This window comes from Chromobacterium sp. LK11 (assembly GCF_001043705.1).
Lineage (GTDB): Bacteria > Pseudomonadota > Gammaproteobacteria > Burkholderiales > Chromobacteriaceae > Chromobacterium > Chromobacterium alkanivorans.
The window spans coordinates 129,535-149,534 of sequence record NZ_LDUR01000016.1 but is presented as its reverse complement, the minus strand read 5'-3'; the positions used below and the strand labels follow the sequence as shown (position 1 = coordinate 149,534).

Sequence of the window (20,000 nt, the reverse complement as noted above, 5' to 3'; positions counted from 1 at the left end):
CAAACAATTGTACGAATGAAGCTAGAACGCGTATTTGACATCCTGCCCCGCCAACTCGAACGCCACCCGCGCACCGACTGCCTCGCCGCCAAGGCCGGCAAGGAATGGCGCAGGCTGTCCACCGAGGAAGTCGCGGACAGCGTCAACCGCTTCAGCCTGGGTCTGCTGGAATTGGGCATCGCCAGCGGCGACAAGGTCGCCATTGCCGCCGACAACTCCATAGAATGGGTGCTCGCCGATCTGGCGCTGCAACAAATCGGCGCCGTCAGCGTGCCGCTCTACCCCACAATGACCCTTGATGATGCACGCTATATCCTGACTCATGCCGAGGTCAAGCTCGCTTTCGTCGGCAATGCCGCATTGCAACGCAAATTGCATGAGGCGCTGGGCAAGTTCAGCTGCCCGATCTACGGCCTGAGCCAGATCGAAGGCTGCCCGTCCTGGACCGAGATCCTGGCCTTGGCCAAGCCGGAACGGCAAGCCGAGCTGGAAGGCCGCCGCGACGCGATCCAGCCTGACGACGTTTACACCATCATTTACACCTCCGGCACCACCGGACGCTCCAAAGGCGTGATGCTGTCGCACCGCAACGTGCTCAGCACCGTGATCGCCACCGCGGAGTTCACCCGCCTGCCGCACGGCGAATGCCGCGCGCTGAGCTTTTTGCCGCTGTCGCACATCTTCGAGCGCGCCGGGGTGTTCTACTATATGTACAGCAGCGCCGGCGTTTACTTCTCCAGCGTGGAATGCCTGTCCTCCGCGCTGGCCGACATCCGTCCGCACACCTTCAGCGCGGTGCCGCGCGTGCTGGAGAAAGTCCACGACAAACTGGTGGGCAAGGCCCGTGAATTCAGCGGCCTCAAGCGTCGCCTGTATCTGTGGGCGGTGGAGCGCGCCGAGCGCTTCGACCCCAATGCGCGGCGCTCGCCGCTGGAGGCCGCCAAGCACGCGCTGGCCGACAAGCTGGTCTACCGCAAATGGCGCGCCGCGATGGGCGGCGAACTCAAATGGATCAATGTCGGCTCCGCCGCGCTGCAGCCGCGGCTGGCGCGGCTGTTCTGGGCCTGCGGCGTGTCGGTGGCGGAAGGCTACGGCATGACCGAATCCGCGCCGGTGATCTCCGCCAACCCGTTCAACGCCAGAGACACCCGCATCGGCAGCGTGGGCCTGCCGCTGCCCGGCGTGGAAGTGCGCCTGGCCGACGACGGCGAAATCCTGGTGCGCGGCGACAATGTGATGCTCGGGTATTACAAGGAGCCGGCGCTCACCGCCGAAGCGTTGAACAACGGCTGGCTGCACACCGGCGACATCGGCGTGCTGGAACACGGCTACTTGCGCATCACCGACCGCAAGAAAGAAATGTTCAAAACCAGCAACGGCAAATACATCGCGCCGCAAGCGCTGGAGAACAAGCTGAAGGAATCCGCCTTCATCGACCAGATCATGGTGGTGGGCGACGGTCAGAAATACGCGGCGGCGTTGATTGTCCCGCTTTTCGAAAAACTGAAGGAATGGTGCGCCGAACACGGCGTCGCCTACACCACCGACAGCGAGATGAGCAGTCATCCCAAGATCGTCGAGCTGATAGACCGCGAAATCAAGCGCTTCAACCGCTACTTCGGCAACTGGGAGCACATCAAGAAATTCACCCTGGTCGACAAGCCCTGGTGCGTCGACGCCGGCGAATTGGCGCCCACGCTCAAGCTGCGCCGCAAGGTGATAGCCGAGCGCTGCCGCGCAATGATAGAAAACCTCTACGCTCCGGCCTGAGCCCGATGCGACAAAGCCCCGCAACGCGGGGCTTTTTCTTTGGACACGTTCAGCGCTTGTGCGCCAGCTCCAAGCGCTGCTCCACATAGCGCTGCACCCGCTCGAAGCTGGCGCTCAACACCCAATAGATCGCCGCCGCGGCCAGATACAGCGGCAGAGGCTGGAAGGTCTGGGCGATCACCTCCTTGGTCGCCAACATCAACTCGGTCACGGTGATCACCGATACCAGCGAGGTGTCCTTGATCAGACTGATCAGCGAATTGGACAGGCTGGGCACCGACAAGCGCAGCGCCTGCGGGGCGATGATGTGACGCATGGTCTGCCACCAGCTCAAGCCCAGCGACAGGCCGGCGTCCCACTGCCCGCGATGCACGCCGGCGATGCCGCCGCGCAGGCTTTCCGACAGGTAGGCGGCCACGTTCAGCGTCAAGGCCAGAATGCCCGCCGTCACCGGTCCCAATTCGATGCCCGCGCCCGGCAAACCGTAATAAATGACGAAAATCTGCACCAAGAGCGGGGTGCCGCGCATTGCGCTGACATAGAAGGCGGCCAGTTGAGCCAGCAGCGGCACCCTGGCGACGCGCAGCAAGGCCACGACAAAGCCCAGCGCCAGTCCCAGCACCATCGCGACCACCGCGAACATCAAGGTATAGCCCGCGCCTTGCAACAACACCGGCAGCGCCGATTCGAACAGGACGATCCAGTCAGTCATTCACGTTTTTCCAAAAAAACCGACGCCCCCGCGCAAGCAGGGGCGTCTTGCCCTATCCACTCGAAACCGAACGGCCGCTTATTTCTTGGCCGCCGCCGGCGCTTTCGACACATCGATGCCGAACCATTTAACCGAGATTTTCTTGAAGCTGCCGTCGGCCTTCATCTCGCCCAACGCCTTGTCTATCGCCGCCTTGAACTGCGGATTGTTCTTGGCGAACGGAATCGCCATCGTCGCCACCTCGCCCACCGGCGCGCCGGCCTTCAAGGGCAGCTTGGCCTGCTTGATGGCGAAGGGGATCAGCAAGCTGTCGTTCAACGCCGCGTCCACGCGGCCGCTGGCCAGGTCCTGCAGATATTCAGGCGCGCCGGGATAGGTTTTCACCTCGATGCCGGGCACGGCCTTGGCCATATCGGCGTAATTGCTGCCCTGCCCCACGCCCAGCTTCTTGCCTTTCAGTTCCGCCAGGCTCTTGAAGGCGCGGGTCTCGTTCTTGCGTACGATCAACTGCGCGCTGGAGTAAGTGTAGGGCTGGGAAAAGTCGAACACTTCCTTGCGCTTGTCGGTCACGCCCACTTGGTTGACCACGATGTCGAACTTGCCGGCCTGCAAGCCCGCCAGCAGGCCGCTCCACTCCGCGGTAGTGAACTCCGGCTTCACTTTCAGGCGCTTGGCGATTTCGGTGGCGATCTCGACATCGAAGCCGGTCAATTGCTGTTTGGCGTCCTTGAAATTGAACGGCGGATACGTGCCTTCCAAAGCTATTTTCAGACTGCCGCGCTGCTTGACCGTGTCCAGCAAGTCCGCCGCGAACGCCTGGCCAGCCAGGCCCGCCATTACAAGAACCGTCATCAGCTTGCGCATATCAATATAACCTTTAGTGATTTTGAAAAACAAAATAACAAAAAGCGAGAATATCACCAGCCATGGCCGCTGCCAAGTTCTAGATAGAACAATGGCCGCGAACCGCGGCCATTTCGTCAAGCCCGCCTTACACGGCGACTTGCAAGCGCTGACGCATGGAACCCCAAGCTTTGCGCCCCAAGCCAATCAACACCGCCAAGGCAAACCCTCCCAGACCGGCCAGCAACACCATCGCCGCGCGCTTGGGTCCGGCCTTTTCCAGAGGCTGACTCGCCGGCAACACCACCTGCACATCCTGCGACATCAGGGCTTTGGCCACCAAAGCCTGTTTCTGCAGTTCCTCCAGCGTGGCCTGGTAGAAGAACAAATCTCGCATCGTGGCCAACTGCCGCGGGGAGATGGACTTTACCAATGGATTGCTGCGCTCCAATTCCGCGCGCAATTGCAATAAAGACGACTGTACCGGGCTATTCCCCTCCATTTGCTGGGCGTTCATTTGCGCTTCCAGACGCGCGAAACTCTCGATCACTCGCGCCGACTCGCTGTTCAAGAAGGCCTCCGCCACGCTGCCCAACTGTTTCTGCTGCCGTCTCGCCTCCGACACCTGGCCTTGTACCGCCTTGATCCGCTCCTGCACTACCAGGTATTTCTTGCTCTGCTCCGTCACGTGCAAGCCCAGAATCCGCTGCCGGGTCTGCTCCACCAGGTAGTTGGCGAGCTGGGCGGCAAATGCCGGGTCCACATCGGTGACCGAGACCTCAAGCAAACCGTCTTTGCCGGCGGTGACTTTGAGGTTGTCCAACAGGCTGAGCTTGGCCTTGTCCGCTCCCTCCACGTCGTAATGCTTGGCCAGCTCAAAATGAGCCGCAGTCACACCCAGCATCGCATTGTCCTTCAACACGCTGGCTCCGCCCTGAGGGCCTAAGGGCGCCGGCACCAGGAGCAGGGAGGTTGCCGCGTACCTGTCCTGCATATTCAAAACCAAGGCCACTGCCGCCAACGCAGCGATGATGGGCAGAAACACCATCAACCGCCATTGTTCCTTACAAAAACGAACGACATCAATCAAACCAATCTCATCAACAATTTCAGCTTGGCGTTCCAAAACGTATTCCCTTTTATCAACATCCAGCCGGCATCACATTGCCGCGTTCCAGTTTACTTCCAAAAAAAAGGCATGAGCCAGAGCTGCATGCCTTTATTTTCGATCCGTTAAGATCACACATTAAATAAGAAGTTCATCACATCGCCGTCCTGCACCACATACTCCTTGCCTTCGGCGCGCATCTTGCCGGCCTCCTTGGCCTTGGCTTCGCCGCCCAGCGCGATGAAATCAGTATAGGCGATGGTCTGCGCGCGGATGAAGCCGCGCTCGAAGTCGGTGTGGATCACCCCGGCCGCCTGCGGCGCGGTGTCGCCGATATGTATGGTCCAGGCCCGCACTTCCTTGACGCCCGCGGTGAAGTAGGTCTGCAGGCCCAGCAGCTTGTAGCCGGCGCGGATCAGGCGATCCAGGCCGGGCTCTTCCAGGCCCAGCGTTTCGAGGAACTCGGCCTTGTCGGCGTCGTCCAGCTCGGCGATTTCGGACTCGATCGCCGCGCACAGCGCCACCACCGGCGCGCCCTCTTTGTCGGCCAGCTCTTGCACCCGCTCCAACAGCGGGTTGTTGCTGAAGCCGTCTTCGGCCACGTTGGCCACGTACATCGCCGGCTTGATCGTCAGCAGGCACAGCGGCTTGATCAAGACCTTCTCTTCCGGGCTCAGCTCCAGCGAACGCGCCGGCAGGCCCTGGTCCAGATGCGGCACCAGTTTTTCCAGCACCGCGATCAGCGCGCGCGCGTCCTTGTCGCCGGACTTGGCTTTCTTGCCTTCGCGCGTCATCGCCTTTTCCACCGCGGACAGATCGGCCAGCGCCAGTTCGGTGCCTATGGTTTCGATGTCGGCGATCGGATCCACCTTGCCGGCGACGTGAACGATGTTCTCATCCTCGAAGCAGCGCACCACGTTGACGATGGCGTCGGTCTCGCGAATATTGGCCAGGAACTGGTTGCCCAGACCCTCGCCCTTGGAGGCGCCCGCCACCAGGCCGGCGATGTCGACGAATTCGACGATGGCCGGCTGGATGCGTTGCGGATTGATGATCTTGGCCAGTTCGGCCAGCCGCTGATCCGGCACTTCCACGATGCCGACATTGGGCTCGATGGTGCAGAACGGATAGTTGGCGGCTTCGATGCCGGCCTTGGTCAGCGCATTGAACAGGGTGGACTTGCCCACATTGGGCAGGCCGACGATACCGCATTTCAGACTCATGTCCGCATTCCTTCGAATTCTTGAAAAATCTTGTTCTGCCGCAGCATAGCGGCTAGCCGGCGATTTGCCCAGCCGCTCATTTGGCGGCGGTGTGCAATTCCTTCATCGCCGCCGCCATCTTGCCGCCTACGGCCGCCGGCAATTGCCGCAAAGCCTGCTCGATCGCCTCGTCCAGCGCCTGCTGTTCCTCGGCGCGCGGCTTCTTCAGCACGAAATTGGCGACCTCGTTGCGGTCGCCCGGATGGCCGATGCCCAGCCGAAGGCGCCAGAAGGCCGGCGAACTCAGCCGCGCGGCGATGTCCTTCAAACCATTGTGGCCGCCGTGGCCGCCGCCCTGCTTGAAGCGGGCCGCGCCCGGAGGCAGGTCCAGCTCGTCGTGCACGACGAGAATCTGATCCGGCAGAATCTTGTAAAAATGGGCCAGCGCCAACACCGCCTGCCCGGACAGATTCATATAGGTCATCGGCTTCAGCAGCCAGACGTCCCGCCCCTCTATCTCCACGCGGGCCACGTCGCCGTGGAACTTGCCGTCCGTGCGCCAGCTGCCTTTATGGCGCCAGCACAACTCGTCCAGCAGCCAGAAACCGGCGTTGTGGCGCGTTCTTTCGTATTCGGGGCCGGGGTTGCCCAAACCCACTATCAGGCGAATGCCGGACATATTCTCTTGTTCCAAATGAAAAAGCTCGTTGCGGGCCGACGGCTAGCAACGAGCTTTTCAACCGTTACCGTCAGACGGCACGGCAGCTAGATTACACGCGAGCGAAGTCGATGTGCATCACTTGCTGTTTGTACGGGTGCATTTGGAACGCAGCCACTTTAACTTGTTCTTTCTGGCCGTCGATCACCAGATCCAGAACGGAAGTGTGGAACGCTTCGTTCTTCAGCGCGTAGTACATGGTGTTGTGGTCCAGAACGATGGATACGGCTTCTTTGGAAGCGCCGTAAACAACGGCCGGAACCTGGCCGGCGTGACGCAGGCGGCGGCTCGCACTCGTACCCGACTCTTCACGCTTGCTGGCGGTAAATTCAAAAGACATGGCAAAACTCCAGTTTCAGATTAAAAGCACCCGGCCCGCCGCGACCAGCGGGCCCGATGTTCACGGCAGGCAGGCGCCCGCCGCAACCAGTTCCTCATTGAAGAGGTAGGACACCGATTCTTCGTTGTTGATCCGGCGCAGCGTCTCGGCCAGCAGGCCGGCGATGGAGGCCACCCGGATGTTCGGGCAGGCTTTGGCCTCGGCGGTCAACGGGATGGTGTCGGTCACCACCACCATATCGATGTCGGAATTCTTGATGCGATCGATCGCCTGACCGGAGAAGATCGGGTGAGTCGCATAGGCCAGCACGCGCTGGGCGCCGCGCTCTTTCAGAGCACTGGCAGCCTTGCACAGGGTGTTGGCGGTGTCGATCATGTCGTCGACGATCAGGCAAGTGCGGCCGGACACGTCGCCGATGATGTTCATCACTTCGGCCACATTGGCCTTGGGGCGGCGCTTGTCGATGATGGCCAGATCGGTGTTCAAGGCCTTGGCCATCGCGCGGGCGCGGACCACGCCGCCCACGTCCGGGCTGACCACGATCAGGTCTTCGATGCGCTGCGAGCGGATGTCCTTCAACAGCACCGGCGTCGCGTAGACGTTGTCCACCGGAATGTCGAAGAAACCCTGAATCTGGTCGGCGTGCAGGTCGACGGTCAGCACGCGGTCGATGCCGGCGCTGGTCAGCATATTGGCCACCAGCTTGGCGGAAATCGGCACGCGGGCGGAACGCGGACGACGGTCCTGCCGCGCATAGCCGAAGTACGGGATCGCCGCGGTAATACGACCGGCCGAAGCGCGTTTCAGCGCGTCGGCCATAGTCAGGATTTCCATCAGATTGTCATTGGTCGGCGCACAGGTCGACTGCAGAATGAACACGTCGCGTCCGCGGACGTTTTCCAGCAGCTCCACCGCCACTTCGCCGTCGCTGAATTTGCCGACGTCGGCGCGTCCCAACGAGATATCCAGATGTTTGACTACGTTTTGGGCCAGTTCCGGGTTCGCGGTCCCGGTGAATACCATCAAACTGTCGTATGCCGCCATGATTCGTGTGCCTTAGCTAGATAAAGAAAAAGCGTGTAAGGGATTCTTACACGCTTTTTTCATGCTCTCTCTTATTGAGAGAAAGTCTTGGCTGGGGAGGTAGGGATCGAACCTACGAATGCCGGAATCAAAATCCGGTGCCTTACCACTTGGCGACTCCCCAGTAACCTTTATTCAGCGTTGTCGATCAAGGGATGGACATCGAGTCCTTTTGCTAAAAATCCCTTATATTTTATCGACACCGCCTGATAAACTTTATCGGCTTCGTCTTTAGACTGGCACTCCAGAAACACACAGGAGCCGGAACCAGTCATCAGCGGCGAACCATATTTTCTTAATTCGGTCAGCACTTCATTCACCGCTGGGTACATATTCGAAACAACGTTTTGCAGATCGTTTCGTCGTTGCTGCGTTGTTTCGAGGATTCGCATTATGCCCACGCCCCCTACCTCTGTCAACACCTCTTGCGAAAAATTTTGAAATACTTTGCCGGTGGGCACCTGCACCTGAGGATGAATTACCACATACCATGCCGGCTTCAATTTGATTTCATTCAGTTTTTCGCCCACGCCGGTGGCCAGCGCGCTGCGGCCGAAAATAAACACCGGCACGTCAGCGCCCAGCTTCAAACCCAATTCCTGCAACACCGCCCGCGGCAGATTCAGTCCCCACATGCGGTTAAGGGCCAGCAAAACGGTGGCGGCGTCGGAGCTGCCGCCGCCCAGACCGCCCCCCATCGGTATCTTTTTGTCCAGGCGGATGCCGACCCCCTGCCGGCAAGCGGCATGGGCTTGCAACAGCCGCGCCGCGCGCACCGTCAGATCCTGCTCCGGGTCCACGCCGGCGATCGGCGTTTCCAGCACGACGCGGCCGTCGTCGCGCAAGGCCAGCGACACCGTGTCGTTGAAATCGATGAAACGGAACACCGTCTCCAGCAGATGATAGCCGTCCGGGCGTTTGCCGACGACGTGCAATAAAAGGTTGAGCTTGGCCGGAGCCGGAAAGTCTTGGAATACGGGGGAACTCATCAACAGAACACCATGGCAATCATTGAAATCACACGAGCGGAGCAATGCGCGTCAGCGCCAATCGCGGGCCACCACTCTTACCGTCAATCCGTCCCGGACCAGGTCCACGCGCTTGGGATAGCGCTCGCCGGACTCGGCCTCGCGCACGAAGCGGATGCGCCAGCCCTGCTGCAACAGCTCGCCGTCGGGACGGATCTCGCTCGCCTCGCCCGGCACCGGCATGCCGCGGATCCACCAGGCCAAGCCGGACAGCGGCAGCGGCCAGCCCAGGGTTTTCTCGGTCAGGCTTTCCACATCCGGCGCCTGCCAGGCCTTGCCGTCCGCCAGCAGGGTGACGCCGCCGGCGTCGCGGACCACTTCGGCCACGGTATTGCCCAACGGCGAGTTGATCGCCAATTGGTCGCGCTCGGGCTGATGCCGCCAATCGAAGTTGGCGACATGCCCCTTGCCGTCCAGATTGACCGACAGACGCCCGCTGACCGCGAAGGGCTGGTCCGCGGACTGCGTCGCGGAGGGCATGAACACCGCCTCGCGCGTCGCGCAGCCGGTCGCCGCCAGAGACAAGGCCAGAATCAGACCGCCCCACCTCATCAATGCGCTCCCAGGCGGCGCATGGTCTCGCGCAGCACGTCATGATCCGGGCTCGCCTCCAAGGCCTTGTTCCACACCGTCAGCGCCTCGTCCTTCTTGCCCAGCTTCCACAGCACTTCGCCCAGATGGGCGGCCAGCTCCGGGTCCGGCAACAGCGCGTAGGCCTTCTGCAGCGTCTTCAAGGCCGCGTCCAGGCGGCCCAGCTTGTATTGCGCCCAGCCCAGGCTGTCCAGGATGGTGGGATTGTCCGGCTCGCTCTTCAGCGCCTTCTCGATATAGCCCAGCGCTTCCTGATGACGGCTGGTGCGATTGGTCAGGGTATAGCCCAGCGCGTTCAGCGCTTGGGCGTCGCCCGGCTTTTCCTTCAGCACTTGCTTGAGATCGCGCTCGGCGTTGCCGACATTGCCCAGGGTGTCCGACACCAGCGCCCGCTCGTACAGCAGCTCCGGCGCCTTGGGCATGCGCAGCAGCGCCTTGCTCAGCAAATCGTGGGCCTTGCCCGGCTGCTTGGCTTCGCGCGCCAGCTGGGACTGCAGCAGGGCCAGGGTGATTTTCTCCTGGTCGTTGCCGCCCAAGGGCGCCAGACGCGCCAGGGCCAGATCCAGCTTGCCGTCGCCGGCCTCCATCACCGCCAGCCGGCCTTGCGCCGGCAGGAATTGCGGCCCGGCGCCCACCATCTCGTACCAGCCCTTGGCCGCGCCGACGTCCTGGCGCTCCTCGGCGATCTGCCCCAGGGTGTAGCGAATGAAATTGGCCTCGGGATGCCCTGCCGCCAGCGCCTGGCGCAGATGCCGCTCCGCGGCGGGCAGATCGCGCATCTGGTAAGCCATCAGGCCGGACGCGTAGAGCAGGTCGGGATTGTTGGGATTGCCGGGCAAGAGCTGATCGAAAGCCTGTCTCGCCTCGGCGAAGCGCTTGGCGCCCACCAGCAGCCGCGGCTTGGCCAGCTTCAGTTCCAGGCCGGCGTTAGGCCGTCGCGCCAGTTCGCGCTGCAGAAAATCGATAGCCTGCTCCGGCTGCTCGCGGCGCAGCCGATCCACTTGCCAGGCCACCGGCAAGTCCCAGGCCGGCGCGATCTGCGCCAGCCGGTCGAACTCGCGGTTCATCGTGGCCTGGTCGCCGGCTTCGGCGGCCACGGCCAGCAGCGCGAAGCGCGCCTCGGCCAGGTCCGGATAACGGGCGGCGAACTGCTTGACCAGTTCGTAAGCGGCTTGCTTGTCGCTCTGGCGCGAGGTCAGCCGCGCCAGCTGAACGAAGATGGCCGGCGCGCGCTCCGGCTCTTTCAGCAGCAGCGCCTCGATCAGCGGCTTGCTTTCCGCCAGCTTGCCGGCGCGCAGCAGGGTGATGAACAGCTGTTCTCTCGCCGGCACCGAATCCGGCGCCAGCTCCATCCACAGGGTCAAGGCTTCCGAGGTTTCCTTCAGCAAGCCGGCGAACATCGAGAATTCAGCCGCGCGCTGCGCCAGCCGCGGATCTCGCGTCTGCCGCGCCAGCTCCAGATAGGTCACGGCGGAAGCGCCCACCGAGCCGCGCTGGGCGGCGATTTCGCCCGCCACCACGCCATAAAGGATTTCCGGCGTCAGCTCCGCCTTGGGCAATAGGGTTTCGTCTTCTTTCTGCGTTATCGCGGCCTCGTCGCCGGCCGGTTTGCCGGCATCGACCGCCTTCGCCGCGCCCGGGTGCTTGAAATTGGCGCATGCCGACAGCAGCGCGACCATCAGCAAAGGGAGTGTTTTTTTCAGCCGTTGCATTCGCATGGAGTCAGAGACCTGCTTATAAACCTGTTGAATGCGTAGAATAGCATGACCTGTTTTTATCTTCGCGCCATTCTACCCATGCCTGAACTGCCAGAAGTCGAAACCACCCGCCGCGGGATTCTGCCCCACCTCTTGAACGCCAAACTGGACGGCGCCGTGGTCCGCCAAGCCGGATTGCGCTGGCCGGTGCCGCCGGAACTGCACGCCGCCTTGCGCGGCCTGACGATACGCTCGGTGGAGCGCCGCGCCAAATATCTGCTGCTGGGCACCGACGCCGGCACCCTGATCATTCACCTGGGCATGTCCGGCAGCCTGCGCTTCCTGCCGGCGGACACGCCGCCGGAAAAGCACGACCACGTCGACCTGCTGCTGGGCCCCAATGTGCTGCGTTACCGCGATCCGCGCCGCTTCGGCGCGGTGCTGTGGCATGTCGGCGCCATCGAACACCATCCCCTGCTGCAAGCGCTTGGCCCCGAGCCGCTGTCCGACGGCTTTGACGGCGACACGCTGATCCGGGCCGCGCAACGCCGCGGCAGCGCGGTCAAGCTGATGCTGATGGACAATCACGTGGTGGTGGGCGTCGGCAATATCTACGCCAACGAAGCCTTGTTCCACGCCGGCATCCATCCCGCCCGCGCCGCCAACGCGGTGCGCGACGGCGAATACCGCCGGCTGGCCGAGGAAATCCGCAGCGTGCTGAGCCGCGCCATCCAGGCCGGCGGCAGCACGCTGCGCGACTTCGTGCACAGCGACGGCAAGCCCGGCTACTTTCAACAAAGCTATATGGTGTACGGCCGCCAGGATGAAGCATGCCGGCAATGCGGCACGCCGATCCGGCATTTGCGCCAGGGCCAGCGCAGTTCCTACTATTGTCCGCTGTGCCAGCCATGCTAGAGTTACGGCCTCAACCTTGCGCACCGAGCCTCGAAGCATCTTGAAGTCAATCGCCACAACCTCTTTGCTCACCCGGATAGCACGCGTCGCGCGCCTGTTCGGCCACCTGGCCATCGGTGTCTTCATCCTGGTCACCCGTTATTCCCGGCTGGCCCACGCCGAGCGCGCCGTCGTCACCCGGCGCTGGGCCGCTCACGCGCTGAAGATTCTGGGCATCAGCGTGCGGATCCAGGGCGTCAACCCCGGCTTTTACCCGCCCAACACCCTGCTGGTGGCCAACCACATTTCCTGGCTGGACATCTTCGTGCTCAATAGCTGCACGGTGTCCCGCTTCGTCGCCAAGCGCGAACTTCGCTCCTGGCCGGTGCTGGGCTGGCTGGCGCATTTGGGCGGCACCCTGTTCATCGACCGCAGCAAGCGCAAGGACGCCAGCCGCGTTTACAAGGCGCTGGCCCACGCGATGGAAAACGGCGCCTGCATGGCGGTGTTCCCCGAATCCACCACCTCGGACGGCCTGAACCTGCTGCCGTTCAAGGCCTCGCTGTTCGAAGCCGCCTTGCTGTCGCGCGGCACCGTGCAGCCGGTGGGCCTGCGCTATTACGACGCCGATGGCGAGCAAACGCTGGTGCCGGCCTTCATCGGCGAACTGACCTTTCTGCAAAGCGTGCGCAAAGTGCTGGCGATGCCGGCGATGGAGGTGGAGGTCAGCTACGGCCAACCGTTGAAAGCCTGGGAAAACGGGCTGGACACCCGCTTCGCGCTGGCGCAGCAAGCGCAGCAGGAAGTGGCGCGCGCGCTGCGCCTGAGCCCGCCTCCGGCCGCGGAAGCGCCGCAGGAACAGAATGCGGAGCGGCAACTCTGAAAACCTGGGCCAAGTCCCGCCCATGCAAAAGCCCCCGTTCCGGGGGCTTTTCTCATCCATCGCCGACTACGCTCACAGACTGAGCCGCGCCATCAGATTATCGAACAAATCGTCGGCCAGCTTGGCGTAGCCCTGCTGCGAGAAGTGCACCATGTCCGGCCGCGCCAATTGCTGCGCCTGCCAGCGCTTCATGCTGCACGGTCCGCCCATCGCCTGTTCCCAGTCCCAGTACAGCACATGGCTGTCGCGCGCGACTTTCTGCTGGATGCGCTTGACCGCCGCCAATTGCAGCGGCCGCCCCGGCGAGCACTCCTTGCTGGCCGCGCCGCGCTTGCGGGCGGCGTCCTGCGCGCCCAGCATCAGGATGGCGGCCTGCGGCAGGTCGCGGCGCACGGTGTTGATCGCCGCCTGCAGATTGAGCTGGTACTCGATCAGGTCCAGGCGGTCGTCAAAGGCCTCGTTGGCGCCGTAGGCCAGGATCACCAGATCGCTGTTGCGCTCCGCCAGCTGGGCGCTCCAGTTTTTGCCCCAACGCTGCCAGATCGACAGCTGGGCGCCGTTGCTGCCTATGCTGTCCAGCACCACGCCGGGCGCCAGCCGCTCCAGCTCGACGCCGCCCAACTCCACCGCCGGCAGCGCGCCGGCGCGCACCACGAAGGGGAAGTACAGCTTCTGCTCCACCGTCTGCCAGCCCTTGCCCGGCTCCGGCGGATTCAATTTGCGGCTGCCGTGGCCGTCGTCCACTTCCAGCGCGCCGGCGCCGTCCTGAGCCGCGCGCACGCGGAAACGCGCCCGCCACAAGCCGTCCAGCGGGTTGCGCGGCAACACGCTGATGGCGGCGCCCGGCCGCTGGGCCTGGGCGATATAGCCGCCCAGCGGGAAGTCCGGATCGCCGTCCTTGCGGCTATTGATCAGCGCCCAGCCCTCGCTGCGCTGGATCACCAGGGCGTGGCGCTGGCCGGGCACCGCCATCGGCGGCGTCCAGCCGATGCCGGCGTCGCCGAACTTGGCTTGGAAGCGCTCGCGCAGCGTGCCGGTCAGATAATCGGCCGCGGTGTGCGAGTCACCCAGCTGGGTGACGCGCACCGGCTGCACCGCGGTGGAAATCGCCTTCAGCCGCGAGGCCAGCCTCGCCAGATTGATCTCGCCGAAATCCTGCACCGGCGCGGCCAGCGCCGATGCCGCCGCCAGCCAGCCGGCCAATGCCGCGCTGATTCTCAACTTCATTCAAACCTCAATTCTGCCAACACGCGCCGCGCCAGCAATACCTGGCCCTGGCGCGTGAAATGAATGCCATCGGCGGTGCGCACCGCCACTTCGCCCTGATCGGGCAGGGTCATGAATTTGGTGAACGCCTCGTCCGCGCTGCCCAGGGCTTCGCGAGTGGACAGATAACGCTGGCCGGCGCCTTCGACTTCCTCGCGGAAGAGGCCGTTGATGTAATGCACGCCGCGATTGAGCTTGTCCTTGCCCATATTCGGCGCGCCCAGCCACAGCAACTGCGCCCTATGCTTGCGGGCCGAAGCCAGGATGGCGCGGATGCGTTCGCGGTAGCGTTGTTCCCACTCCTCGGAAGCGAAGCGGATGTAGCGGCTGCCGCCCACCATGTCCCAAGTATCGTTGGCGCCCAGGAAGACCACCACCAGGCCGGCGTCGGGATTCGCCGCCAACTGCCGTTCTATCGTGTCCGGCCAATTGAAAAAGTCCGGATAGGTCAGCCCCGTGCTCTGCTTGCTGAGATCCAGCGCCTTGATCTGGTGCAGCTTGAACAAGGGCCGCAACAAATGCGGCGCCACGCCCTGCATCATGGAGTCTCCGGCCAGCAACACCTTCTGCCCCGGCCGCAGCAAGATGCGAACGTCCTTGGCCGCCGCGGGCGGCGGGGCCGACGGCAATGACGACGGCGGCAACGGAACCGCGTTCGACGCCGGCGCCGTAATCCGCTGCGCGGCGGCTTCCGCCGGCGCTGCCGGCGACGGCAAGTCCGGCCGCAGGCAGCAGGCGTTGAAATAGGCGATCATATCGTCGTCCCAGCGATCCAGCCGGGTCAACAGCCCTCGGCTCTGATCGCGGAATTCCCGCCCCAGTTCCGCGCCCAGACGCCAGACGCTCAACTCGGACAGGGCTTCCAGCTGGCTGGGACGATGAAAAGTCTGCCGCCAATAGGCGTTGATCGAACTCTGTTCAATCCAGCACAACAGCAACATGCTGCTGCCGAGGATGGCCAGGGCCTGGCGGATGGCGGAACGGGCGATCATGTGACGCTTGCCTCAATGCGGTAAGAGATGAAACGCGCGGCGGCGCGACTAAAACTGGTAATAAATAAAACCCGGAATGCCCGGCGGCGACACCACGATGATCAGCAAGGCGCAGCCCGCCAGCAAGCTGGGCTTGCCCCACCACGGCAGGCGGCCCAGCTGGGCGATGCCGCGTTCGCATGCCGCGCCCAGATAGGGCAGCGCGGCGAACGCCGCGGCGCTCAGCGCCAGAAAGCCAGGCGCGTTCAGCGTCAGCTCCTGGCCGGTGCCGGCCATGGCTTCCAAAAAGCTCCAGGCGTCCTCCAGCGAAGCCGCGCGGAAAAACACCCAGGCCAGGCAGACGTAATGAAAGGTCAGCAGGCGCGCCAGCCAGGCCAGCCGCCGCGACAAGGCCTCCTTGCCCAGCAGCTTGTCGCCCAGGTTCAAGCCCACCACGCCCAGGCCGTGCATGCCGCCCCACGCCAGGTATTTCAGGCTGGCGCCGTGCCACAGGCCGGACAAGAGCATCGCCAGCAGCAAATTGAGCTGGGCGCGGGCAAAGCCCAGCCGGTTGCCGCCCAGCGGTATATAAATGTAATCGCGAATCCAGCTGGACAACGACATATGCCAGCGCCGCCAGAAATCGCGCAGATTGTGGGCCAGATACGGCGCGTCGAAGTTGCGCGGCAGCTGAATGCCCAACAGCAAGGCCAAGGCGGTGACCAGATCGGTGTAGCCGGAGAAATCCAGATAGATCTGGAAGGCGTAGGCGTAGAAAGCCGCCCAGACCTCCAGCGCGTGATAGGTTTCTGGCGCGCTGAACACCGGGTCCACCCAGGCGCTGGCCAGCCAGCCGGCCAGCCACAGCTTCTTGGCCAGGGCCAGCACGATCAGACCCAGCGCGCGGTCCAGTTGCAGGATGTGACGGCGCGCGCCGCTGCGCAGCTGCTCCAGCAGGCCGGTGGCGCGGCAGATCGGCCCGGCCAGCAAGGTGGGGAAGAAGGCCAGAAACAGCCCCAGCTCCCTGGCTCGGGCGAAACGCAATTCACCGCGGTACAAAGACACCAGATAACTGACCGATTGAAAGGTATAAAAGGAGATGCCCACCGGCATCAGGAAATCCACCGCCGGCAATATCGCGGCAATGCCCAGCGCGTGCAGACCCGCTTGCGCGCTTTCACGGAAGAAATCAAAGTATTTGAATACCGCCAGATTGCCCACCGCCATCAATAAGCCCGCGCGCAACCAGCGCTTGGGACGGACGGAATCGAGCATCCGCGACGATATCAGGGTCAATAACAGGGTATAAACGGCCAGAATCAGCGCAAAACGCCAATCAAGCTTGGCATAAAAGGCGTAACTGCCCAATAACAGCAAACCATTCTGCCAATCCGTGCGCTTGCGGCACAGCCAATACAGGGCGAAAAAGGCCAGGAATGCCAGTGCGAACTCAATCGAAAGGTAACTCATACAAATAAAAAAACGGCTCTGGCAAGAGCCGCGATTATGACAGCCCTAGGGCCCGGCTGACTATGGCTTGCCGATATTTTATTTACGGCGGCAACGCCGCCGATACTCTTTAAGCGGTGATTTCGCGATAAGCCGAACACGGCAAGGAGAATAAGGCCTGGTCGCCCAAACGCATCGCGGTCAGGCTGCCTCCCCACAAGCAGCCGGAGTCGATCGCCACCACGTCATCGGTGATGTGCACGCCCAGCGCCGACCAGTGGCCGCAGATAATCGGCATCTCGCCCTGCCAGCGCCCCGGCGCCTCGAACCAGGGCGTCAGGCCGGCCGGCGCGTTTTCCAGCTCGCCCTTGTAATTCAGGTCGATTTCGCCGTCGCGGTTCAAGAAACGCATCCGGGTCATCGCGTTGACGATCACGCGCAGCCGGTCCGAACCGCGCAACTCCTCGTTCCAGCGCGTCGGCCGGTTGCCGTACAGGCGCGACAGGAATTCGCGATGCCTGGGGCCGGACAGCCCGGCCTCCACCTCTTCCGCCAGATCCAGCGCGCGGTCTATGCTCCACTCCGGCAGCAGGCCGGCGTGCACCATCGCGTAGCCGTGGCCGGCTATCATCATAGGCTGGCAGCGCAGCCAGTCCAGCAGCACCTTGCCGTCGGCGGCGTTGAGGATGTCCAGCACCGTGTCGCTGCGATGCAGTTTGCCAAAGCCCTCGGCCACCGCCAGCAAATGCAGGTCGTGGTTGCCCAGCACGATCTCGACCTGATCCTGATGCTGGAACACCCAGCGCAGCACTTCCAGCGACTGCGGGCCGCGGTTGACCAGGTCGCCGGTCAGCCACAAGGTGTCCTTGCCCGGATTGAAATCGATTTGCCGCAACAATTGCTGAAACGGCTGGAAGCAGCCCTGGATGTCGCCGATAGCGTAGATGGCCATATGCACCTCATGAGTGGCGGATCGATCTTGAGACGTCATCCGCGGATAGCGCCATGATACCGCATGCTACAATGCACTGGCTGAGTTACCGATTTACTGCGCCCCGCCGGGCCCCTTCCCCGATACCGCCATGTCCGCTCCCTTGCTCAATCCGCCGCAACGCGCGGCGATCCAGTATCTTGACGGCCCCTTGCTGGTGCTTGCCGGCGCCGGCTCCGGCAAAACCCGGGTCATCACCTTCAAGATTTCGCACCTGATCCGCGAAGGCGGCATCAATGCGCGCAATATCGCCGCCATCACCTTCACCAACAAGGCCGCGCGCGAGATGCTGGAACGGGTGGGCAAGCTGATGACGCCGGCGGAAATCCGCGGCATCACGGTCTCCACCTTCCACTCGCTGGGCATGCAGATGCTGCGCCAGGAAGCGCCGCATCTGGGCTATAAGCCGCAATTCTCCATCCTCGACGCCTTCGACGCCGGCAAGATCATTTCCGACATTCTGAAGACCACCTCCAAGGACGAGGTGCGCAAGGTGCAGAGCCAGATTTCGCTGTGGAAGAACGACCTGAAAACGCCGGACCAGATGCTGCTGGAGGCCCAGGACCAGTGGGAAAGCGTCTGCGCCACCACGTACTCGGCCTACCAGGACACCCTGAGCGCCTATCAGGCGATGGACTTCGACGACCTGATCCGCCTGCCGGTGCAACTGTTCCAGAGCAATGAGGAGGTGCTGCAGAAGTGGCAGCACAAGCTGCGCTACCTGCTGATAGACGAATACCAGGACACCAATACCTGCCAGTACCAACTGGTCAAGCTGCTGACCGGCCTGCGCGGCATGTTCACCGCGGTGGGCGACGACGACCAGTCCATCTACGCCTGGCGCGGTGCCAATATGGAAAACCTGCGGCTGCTGCAAAGCGACTTCCCCAAGCTCAAGATCATCAAGCTGGAGCAGAACTACCGCTCCACCGCCCGCATCCTGCGCGCCGCCAACTCGGTGATCTCCAACAACCCCAAGCTGTTCGAGAAACAGCTGTGGAGCGAACTGGGCCTGGGCGAACCCATCCACGTGATCCAGTGCAAGGACGAGGAGCACGAGGCCGAGACCGTGGTGCAAAGGCTGCTGGCGCACAAATTCGAATACCGCACCGAGTTCAAGGACTACGCCATCCTCTATCGCGGCAACTACCAGGCGCGCATCTTCGAGCAAGCCCTGCGCAACCAGCGCATCCCTTACCAAATGGCCGGCGGCCAGAGCTTTTTCGACAAGCCGGAAATCAAGGACATGCTGGCCTATATGCGCTTGATCGCCAATCCCGACGACGATCCGGCCTTCATCCGCGCGCTGACCACGCCCAAGCGCGGCGTCGGCGCCGCCACGCTGGAGCGCCTGGGCGCCTGGGCCGGCGAGCGCGGCAAGAGCCTGTTCGCCAGCGCCCATGAGGAAGGCTTCCGGCTGCAGGTGCAAAAAGCCCAGCTCGAACCGCTGGAACAGTTCTGCGACTTCATCGCCAACCTGCAATACCGCGCCACCCGCGAGGACGGCGGCCCGCTGGCGATGGAGATGATGCAGGCGATAGGCTACGAGGCCTGGCTTTACGATAGCGAGGACAGCCCGCGCATCGCCGAAACCAAGTGGAAGAACATCCTGGAAATGGTGGCCTGGCTCAGCCGCAAAGGCGAAGATAGCGGCAAGAACCTAGTGGAGCTGACCCAGACCATCGCGCTGATCACCATGCTGGAAGGCCGCGAGGAAGGCGAGGTGGACGCGGTGAAGATGTCCACGCTGCACGCGTCCAAGGGTCTGGAGTATCCCTACGTGTTCCTGGTCGGCACCGAGGAAGGCATCCTGCCGCACAGCGAATCGGTGGACAACGGCATGGTGGAGGAAGAGCGCCGGCTGATGTACGTCGGCATCACCCGCGCCCAGCGCACGTTGACGCTGACCTATTGCGTCAAGCGCAAGCGCGCCGGCGAATGGCAGTTCGTCGAGCCTTCGCGCTTCATCAGCGAAATCAACGGCGACGATCTGCGTCATTTCGGCAAGCCCGGCGCCGAGCCCATCGTCAGCAAGACCGAAGGCAAATCGCGGCTGGCCAGCCTCAGCGCGATGCTGGCCAATAAGGAAAAGCCGGCCGAATCCTGAGAAGCGGTTCACGATGCGCTATGCGTCAGCGGCGCCGCGTTGAAAACCGCGAAGCACGCTCGGCGCCACTCGCGCATTCCGCTTTCTCAGCGGCATTCGCCTTAGAGCCTGTTTACGATCTCGCGAGCAAGAGCGAGACAAGGCGGAAATGACCGAAGAAGCGGAATGTACATACGGTACATGAGCATTCTGAGGTCATTTCCAACGCCGTATCGCCGAAGCGCAGCAGATCGTAAACAGGCTCTTAGCGCATTCTAGCGCGCCACATCATGGGCGACATCCGAGAAACGCTCGCTCCGCTCGAACTTAGGAGCGCGCGGCCGGTCCATCTAGTCGGTCCCGCAACG

The 20,000-nt window shown here is 62.9% G+C and carries 18 protein-coding genes and 1 tRNA gene; 4 read left to right on the top strand and 15 right to left on the bottom strand.

Features of this window, described 5'->3' with window-relative positions:
* The first annotated feature begins 15 nt into the window (after positions 1-15).
* Positions 16-1,770 (top strand): long-chain fatty acid--CoA ligase, encoded by a 1,755-nt coding sequence (locus VK98_RS11400; protein WP_048414146.1) that lies wholly within the window; start codon positions 16-18, stop codon positions 1,768-1,770.
* 49 nt (positions 1,771-1,819) lie between these two features.
* On the opposite strand, the gene VK98_RS11395 is transcribed toward VK98_RS11400, so the two are convergent.
* The 11 genes from VK98_RS11395 to VK98_RS11345 form a co-directional block, all read right to left on the bottom strand.
* Entirely contained in the window at positions 1,820-2,482 is a 663-nt protein-coding gene (locus VK98_RS11395; protein ID WP_048414145.1) for an amino acid ABC transporter permease, read from the bottom strand.
* 78 nt (positions 2,483-2,560) lie between these two features.
* Positions 2,561-3,334 carry a transporter substrate-binding domain-containing protein gene (locus VK98_RS11390; protein ID WP_231589262.1) on the bottom strand — a complete coding sequence of 258 codons (774 nt, stop codon included), beginning with the start codon at positions 3,332-3,334 and terminating at the stop codon, positions 2,561-2,563.
* 139 nt (positions 3,335-3,473) lie between these two features.
* On the bottom strand, positions 3,474-4,451 hold the full coding sequence (locus VK98_RS11385; protein WP_197083033.1) for a hypothetical protein: 978 nt from the start codon (positions 4,449-4,451) through the stop codon (positions 3,474-3,476).
* 113 nt (positions 4,452-4,564) lie between these two features.
* Positions 4,565-5,656, bottom strand: a complete 1,092-nt coding sequence (gene ychF / locus VK98_RS11380; protein WP_048414142.1) for a redox-regulated ATPase YchF — start codon at positions 5,654-5,656, stop codon at positions 4,565-4,567.
* Positions 5,657-5,732: 76 nt separating this feature from the next.
* Positions 5,733-6,314 (bottom strand): aminoacyl-tRNA hydrolase, encoded by a 582-nt coding sequence (pth, locus tag VK98_RS11375; protein ID WP_048414141.1) that lies wholly within the window; start codon positions 6,312-6,314, stop codon positions 5,733-5,735.
* 91 nt (positions 6,315-6,405) lie between these two features.
* Positions 6,406-6,693: a 50S ribosomal protein L25 gene (gene rplY / locus VK98_RS11370; RefSeq protein WP_048414140.1), complete on the bottom strand. Its 288-nt coding sequence runs from the start codon at positions 6,691-6,693 to the stop codon at positions 6,406-6,408.
* 60 nt (positions 6,694-6,753) lie between these two features.
* Positions 6,754-7,737, bottom strand: coding sequence for a ribose-phosphate pyrophosphokinase (locus tag VK98_RS11365; protein ID WP_043589892.1), 984 nt, complete (start codon positions 7,735-7,737; stop codon positions 6,754-6,756).
* Between the two features lie 88 nt (positions 7,738-7,825).
* Positions 7,826-7,900 (bottom strand) — tRNA-Gln (locus tag VK98_RS11360).
* Between the two features lie 7 nt (positions 7,901-7,907).
* Positions 7,908-8,765 (bottom strand): 4-(cytidine 5'-diphospho)-2-C-methyl-D-erythritol kinase, encoded by an 858-nt coding sequence (ispE, locus tag VK98_RS11355; protein ID WP_048414139.1) that lies wholly within the window; start codon positions 8,763-8,765, stop codon positions 7,908-7,910.
* 51 nt (positions 8,766-8,816) lie between these two features.
* Complete coding sequence (gene lolB, locus VK98_RS11350) at positions 8,817-9,356, bottom strand: lipoprotein insertase outer membrane protein LolB (protein ID WP_156187832.1); 540 nt, start codon at positions 9,354-9,356, stop codon at positions 8,817-8,819.
* Complete coding sequence (locus VK98_RS11345) at positions 9,356-11,113, bottom strand: tetratricopeptide repeat protein (protein ID WP_048414137.1); 1,758 nt, start codon at positions 11,111-11,113, stop codon at positions 9,356-9,358. The genes lolB and VK98_RS11345 overlap by 1 nt, the downstream gene beginning before the upstream one ends.
* Before the next feature lie 78 nt (positions 11,114-11,191).
* Between VK98_RS11345 and mutM the strand changes: the two genes are divergently transcribed.
* Both mutM and VK98_RS11335 read left to right on the top strand, forming a co-directional pair.
* Positions 11,192-12,007 (top strand): bifunctional DNA-formamidopyrimidine glycosylase/DNA-(apurinic or apyrimidinic site) lyase, encoded by an 816-nt coding sequence (gene mutM, locus VK98_RS11340; protein ID WP_048414345.1) that lies wholly within the window; start codon positions 11,192-11,194, stop codon positions 12,005-12,007.
* 40 nt (positions 12,008-12,047) lie between these two features.
* Positions 12,048-12,869 (top strand): 1-acyl-sn-glycerol-3-phosphate acyltransferase, encoded by an 822-nt coding sequence (locus tag VK98_RS11335; protein ID WP_048414136.1) that lies wholly within the window; start codon positions 12,048-12,050, stop codon positions 12,867-12,869.
* Positions 12,870-12,941: 72 nt separating this feature from the next.
* Here VK98_RS11335 and VK98_RS11330 read toward each other — a convergent pair whose 3' ends face one another.
* The 4 genes from VK98_RS11330 to VK98_RS11315 all read right to left on the bottom strand — a co-directional run bounded on the left by VK98_RS11330 (position 12,942) and on the right by VK98_RS11315 (position 17,507).
* Positions 12,942-14,096, bottom strand: coding sequence for an SGNH/GDSL hydrolase family protein (locus VK98_RS11330; protein ID WP_053077343.1), 1,155 nt, complete (start codon positions 14,094-14,096; stop codon positions 12,942-12,944).
* Positions 14,093-15,127 (bottom strand): SGNH family hydrolase, encoded by a 1,035-nt coding sequence (locus VK98_RS11325; protein ID WP_048414135.1) that lies wholly within the window; start codon positions 15,125-15,127, stop codon positions 14,093-14,095. Before VK98_RS11325 ends, VK98_RS11330 begins: the two co-directional genes overlap by 4 nt.
* Before the next feature lie 48 nt (positions 15,128-15,175).
* Positions 15,176-16,381 (bottom strand): MBOAT family protein, encoded by a 1,206-nt coding sequence (locus tag VK98_RS11320; RefSeq protein ID WP_231589261.1) that lies wholly within the window; start codon positions 16,379-16,381, stop codon positions 15,176-15,178.
* Between the two features lie 304 nt (positions 16,382-16,685).
* Complete coding sequence (locus VK98_RS11315) at positions 16,686-17,507, bottom strand: symmetrical bis(5'-nucleosyl)-tetraphosphatase (RefSeq protein ID WP_048414133.1); 822 nt, start codon at positions 17,505-17,507, stop codon at positions 16,686-16,688.
* 130 nt (positions 17,508-17,637) lie between these two features.
* Here VK98_RS11315 and VK98_RS11310 point away from each other — a divergent pair, with 130 nt between their 5' ends.
* Positions 17,638-19,653 (top strand): UvrD-helicase domain-containing protein, encoded by a 2,016-nt coding sequence (locus tag VK98_RS11310; RefSeq protein ID WP_048414132.1) that lies wholly within the window; start codon positions 17,638-17,640, stop codon positions 19,651-19,653.
* The last annotated feature ends 347 nt before the right edge of the window (positions 19,654-20,000 follow it).

Coding starts and splice junctions, on each gene's coding strand:
- VK98_RS11345 (WP_048414137.1), bottom strand. CDS start 11,113: ATGCGAATGCAACGGCTGAAAAAAACACTCCCTTTGCTGATGGTCGCG.
- ychF (WP_048414142.1), bottom strand. CDS start 5,656: ATGAGTCTGAAATGCGGTATCGTCGGCCTGCCCAATGTGGGCAAGTCC.
- pth (WP_048414141.1), bottom strand. CDS start 6,314: ATGTCCGGCATTCGCCTGATAGTGGGTTTGGGCAACCCCGGCCCCGAA.
- VK98_RS11390 (WP_231589262.1), bottom strand. CDS start 3,334: ATGACGGTTCTTGTAATGGCGGGCCTGGCTGGCCAGGCGTTCGCGGCG.
- VK98_RS11310 (WP_048414132.1), top strand. CDS start 17,638: ATGTCCGCTCCCTTGCTCAATCCGCCGCAACGCGCGGCGATCCAGTAT.
- rplY (WP_048414140.1), bottom strand. CDS start 6,693: ATGTCTTTTGAATTTACCGCCAGCAAGCGTGAAGAGTCGGGTACGAGT.
- lolB (WP_156187832.1), bottom strand. CDS start 9,356: ATGAGGTGGGGCGGTCTGATTCTGGCCTTGTCTCTGGCGGCGACCGGC.
- VK98_RS11325 (WP_048414135.1), bottom strand. CDS start 15,127: ATGATCGCCCGTTCCGCCATCCGCCAGGCCCTGGCCATCCTCGGCAGC.
- VK98_RS11395 (WP_048414145.1), bottom strand. CDS start 2,482: ATGACTGACTGGATCGTCCTGTTCGAATCGGCGCTGCCGGTGTTGTTG.
- VK98_RS11400 (WP_048414146.1), top strand. CDS start 16: ATGAAGCTAGAACGCGTATTTGACATCCTGCCCCGCCAACTCGAACGC.
- ispE (WP_048414139.1), bottom strand. CDS start 8,765: ATGAGTTCCCCCGTATTCCAAGACTTTCCGGCTCCGGCCAAGCTCAAC.
- VK98_RS11315 (WP_048414133.1), bottom strand. CDS start 17,507: ATGGCCATCTACGCTATCGGCGACATCCAGGGCTGCTTCCAGCCGTTT.
- VK98_RS11330 (WP_053077343.1), bottom strand. CDS start 14,096: ATGAAGTTGAGAATCAGCGCGGCATTGGCCGGCTGGCTGGCGGCGGCA.
- VK98_RS11365 (WP_043589892.1), bottom strand. CDS start 7,737: ATGGCGGCATACGACAGTTTGATGGTATTCACCGGGACCGCGAACCCG.
- VK98_RS11320 (WP_231589261.1), bottom strand. CDS start 16,381: ATGCTCGATTCCGTCCGTCCCAAGCGCTGGTTGCGCGCGGGCTTATTG.
- mutM (WP_048414345.1), top strand. CDS start 11,192: ATGCCTGAACTGCCAGAAGTCGAAACCACCCGCCGCGGGATTCTGCCC.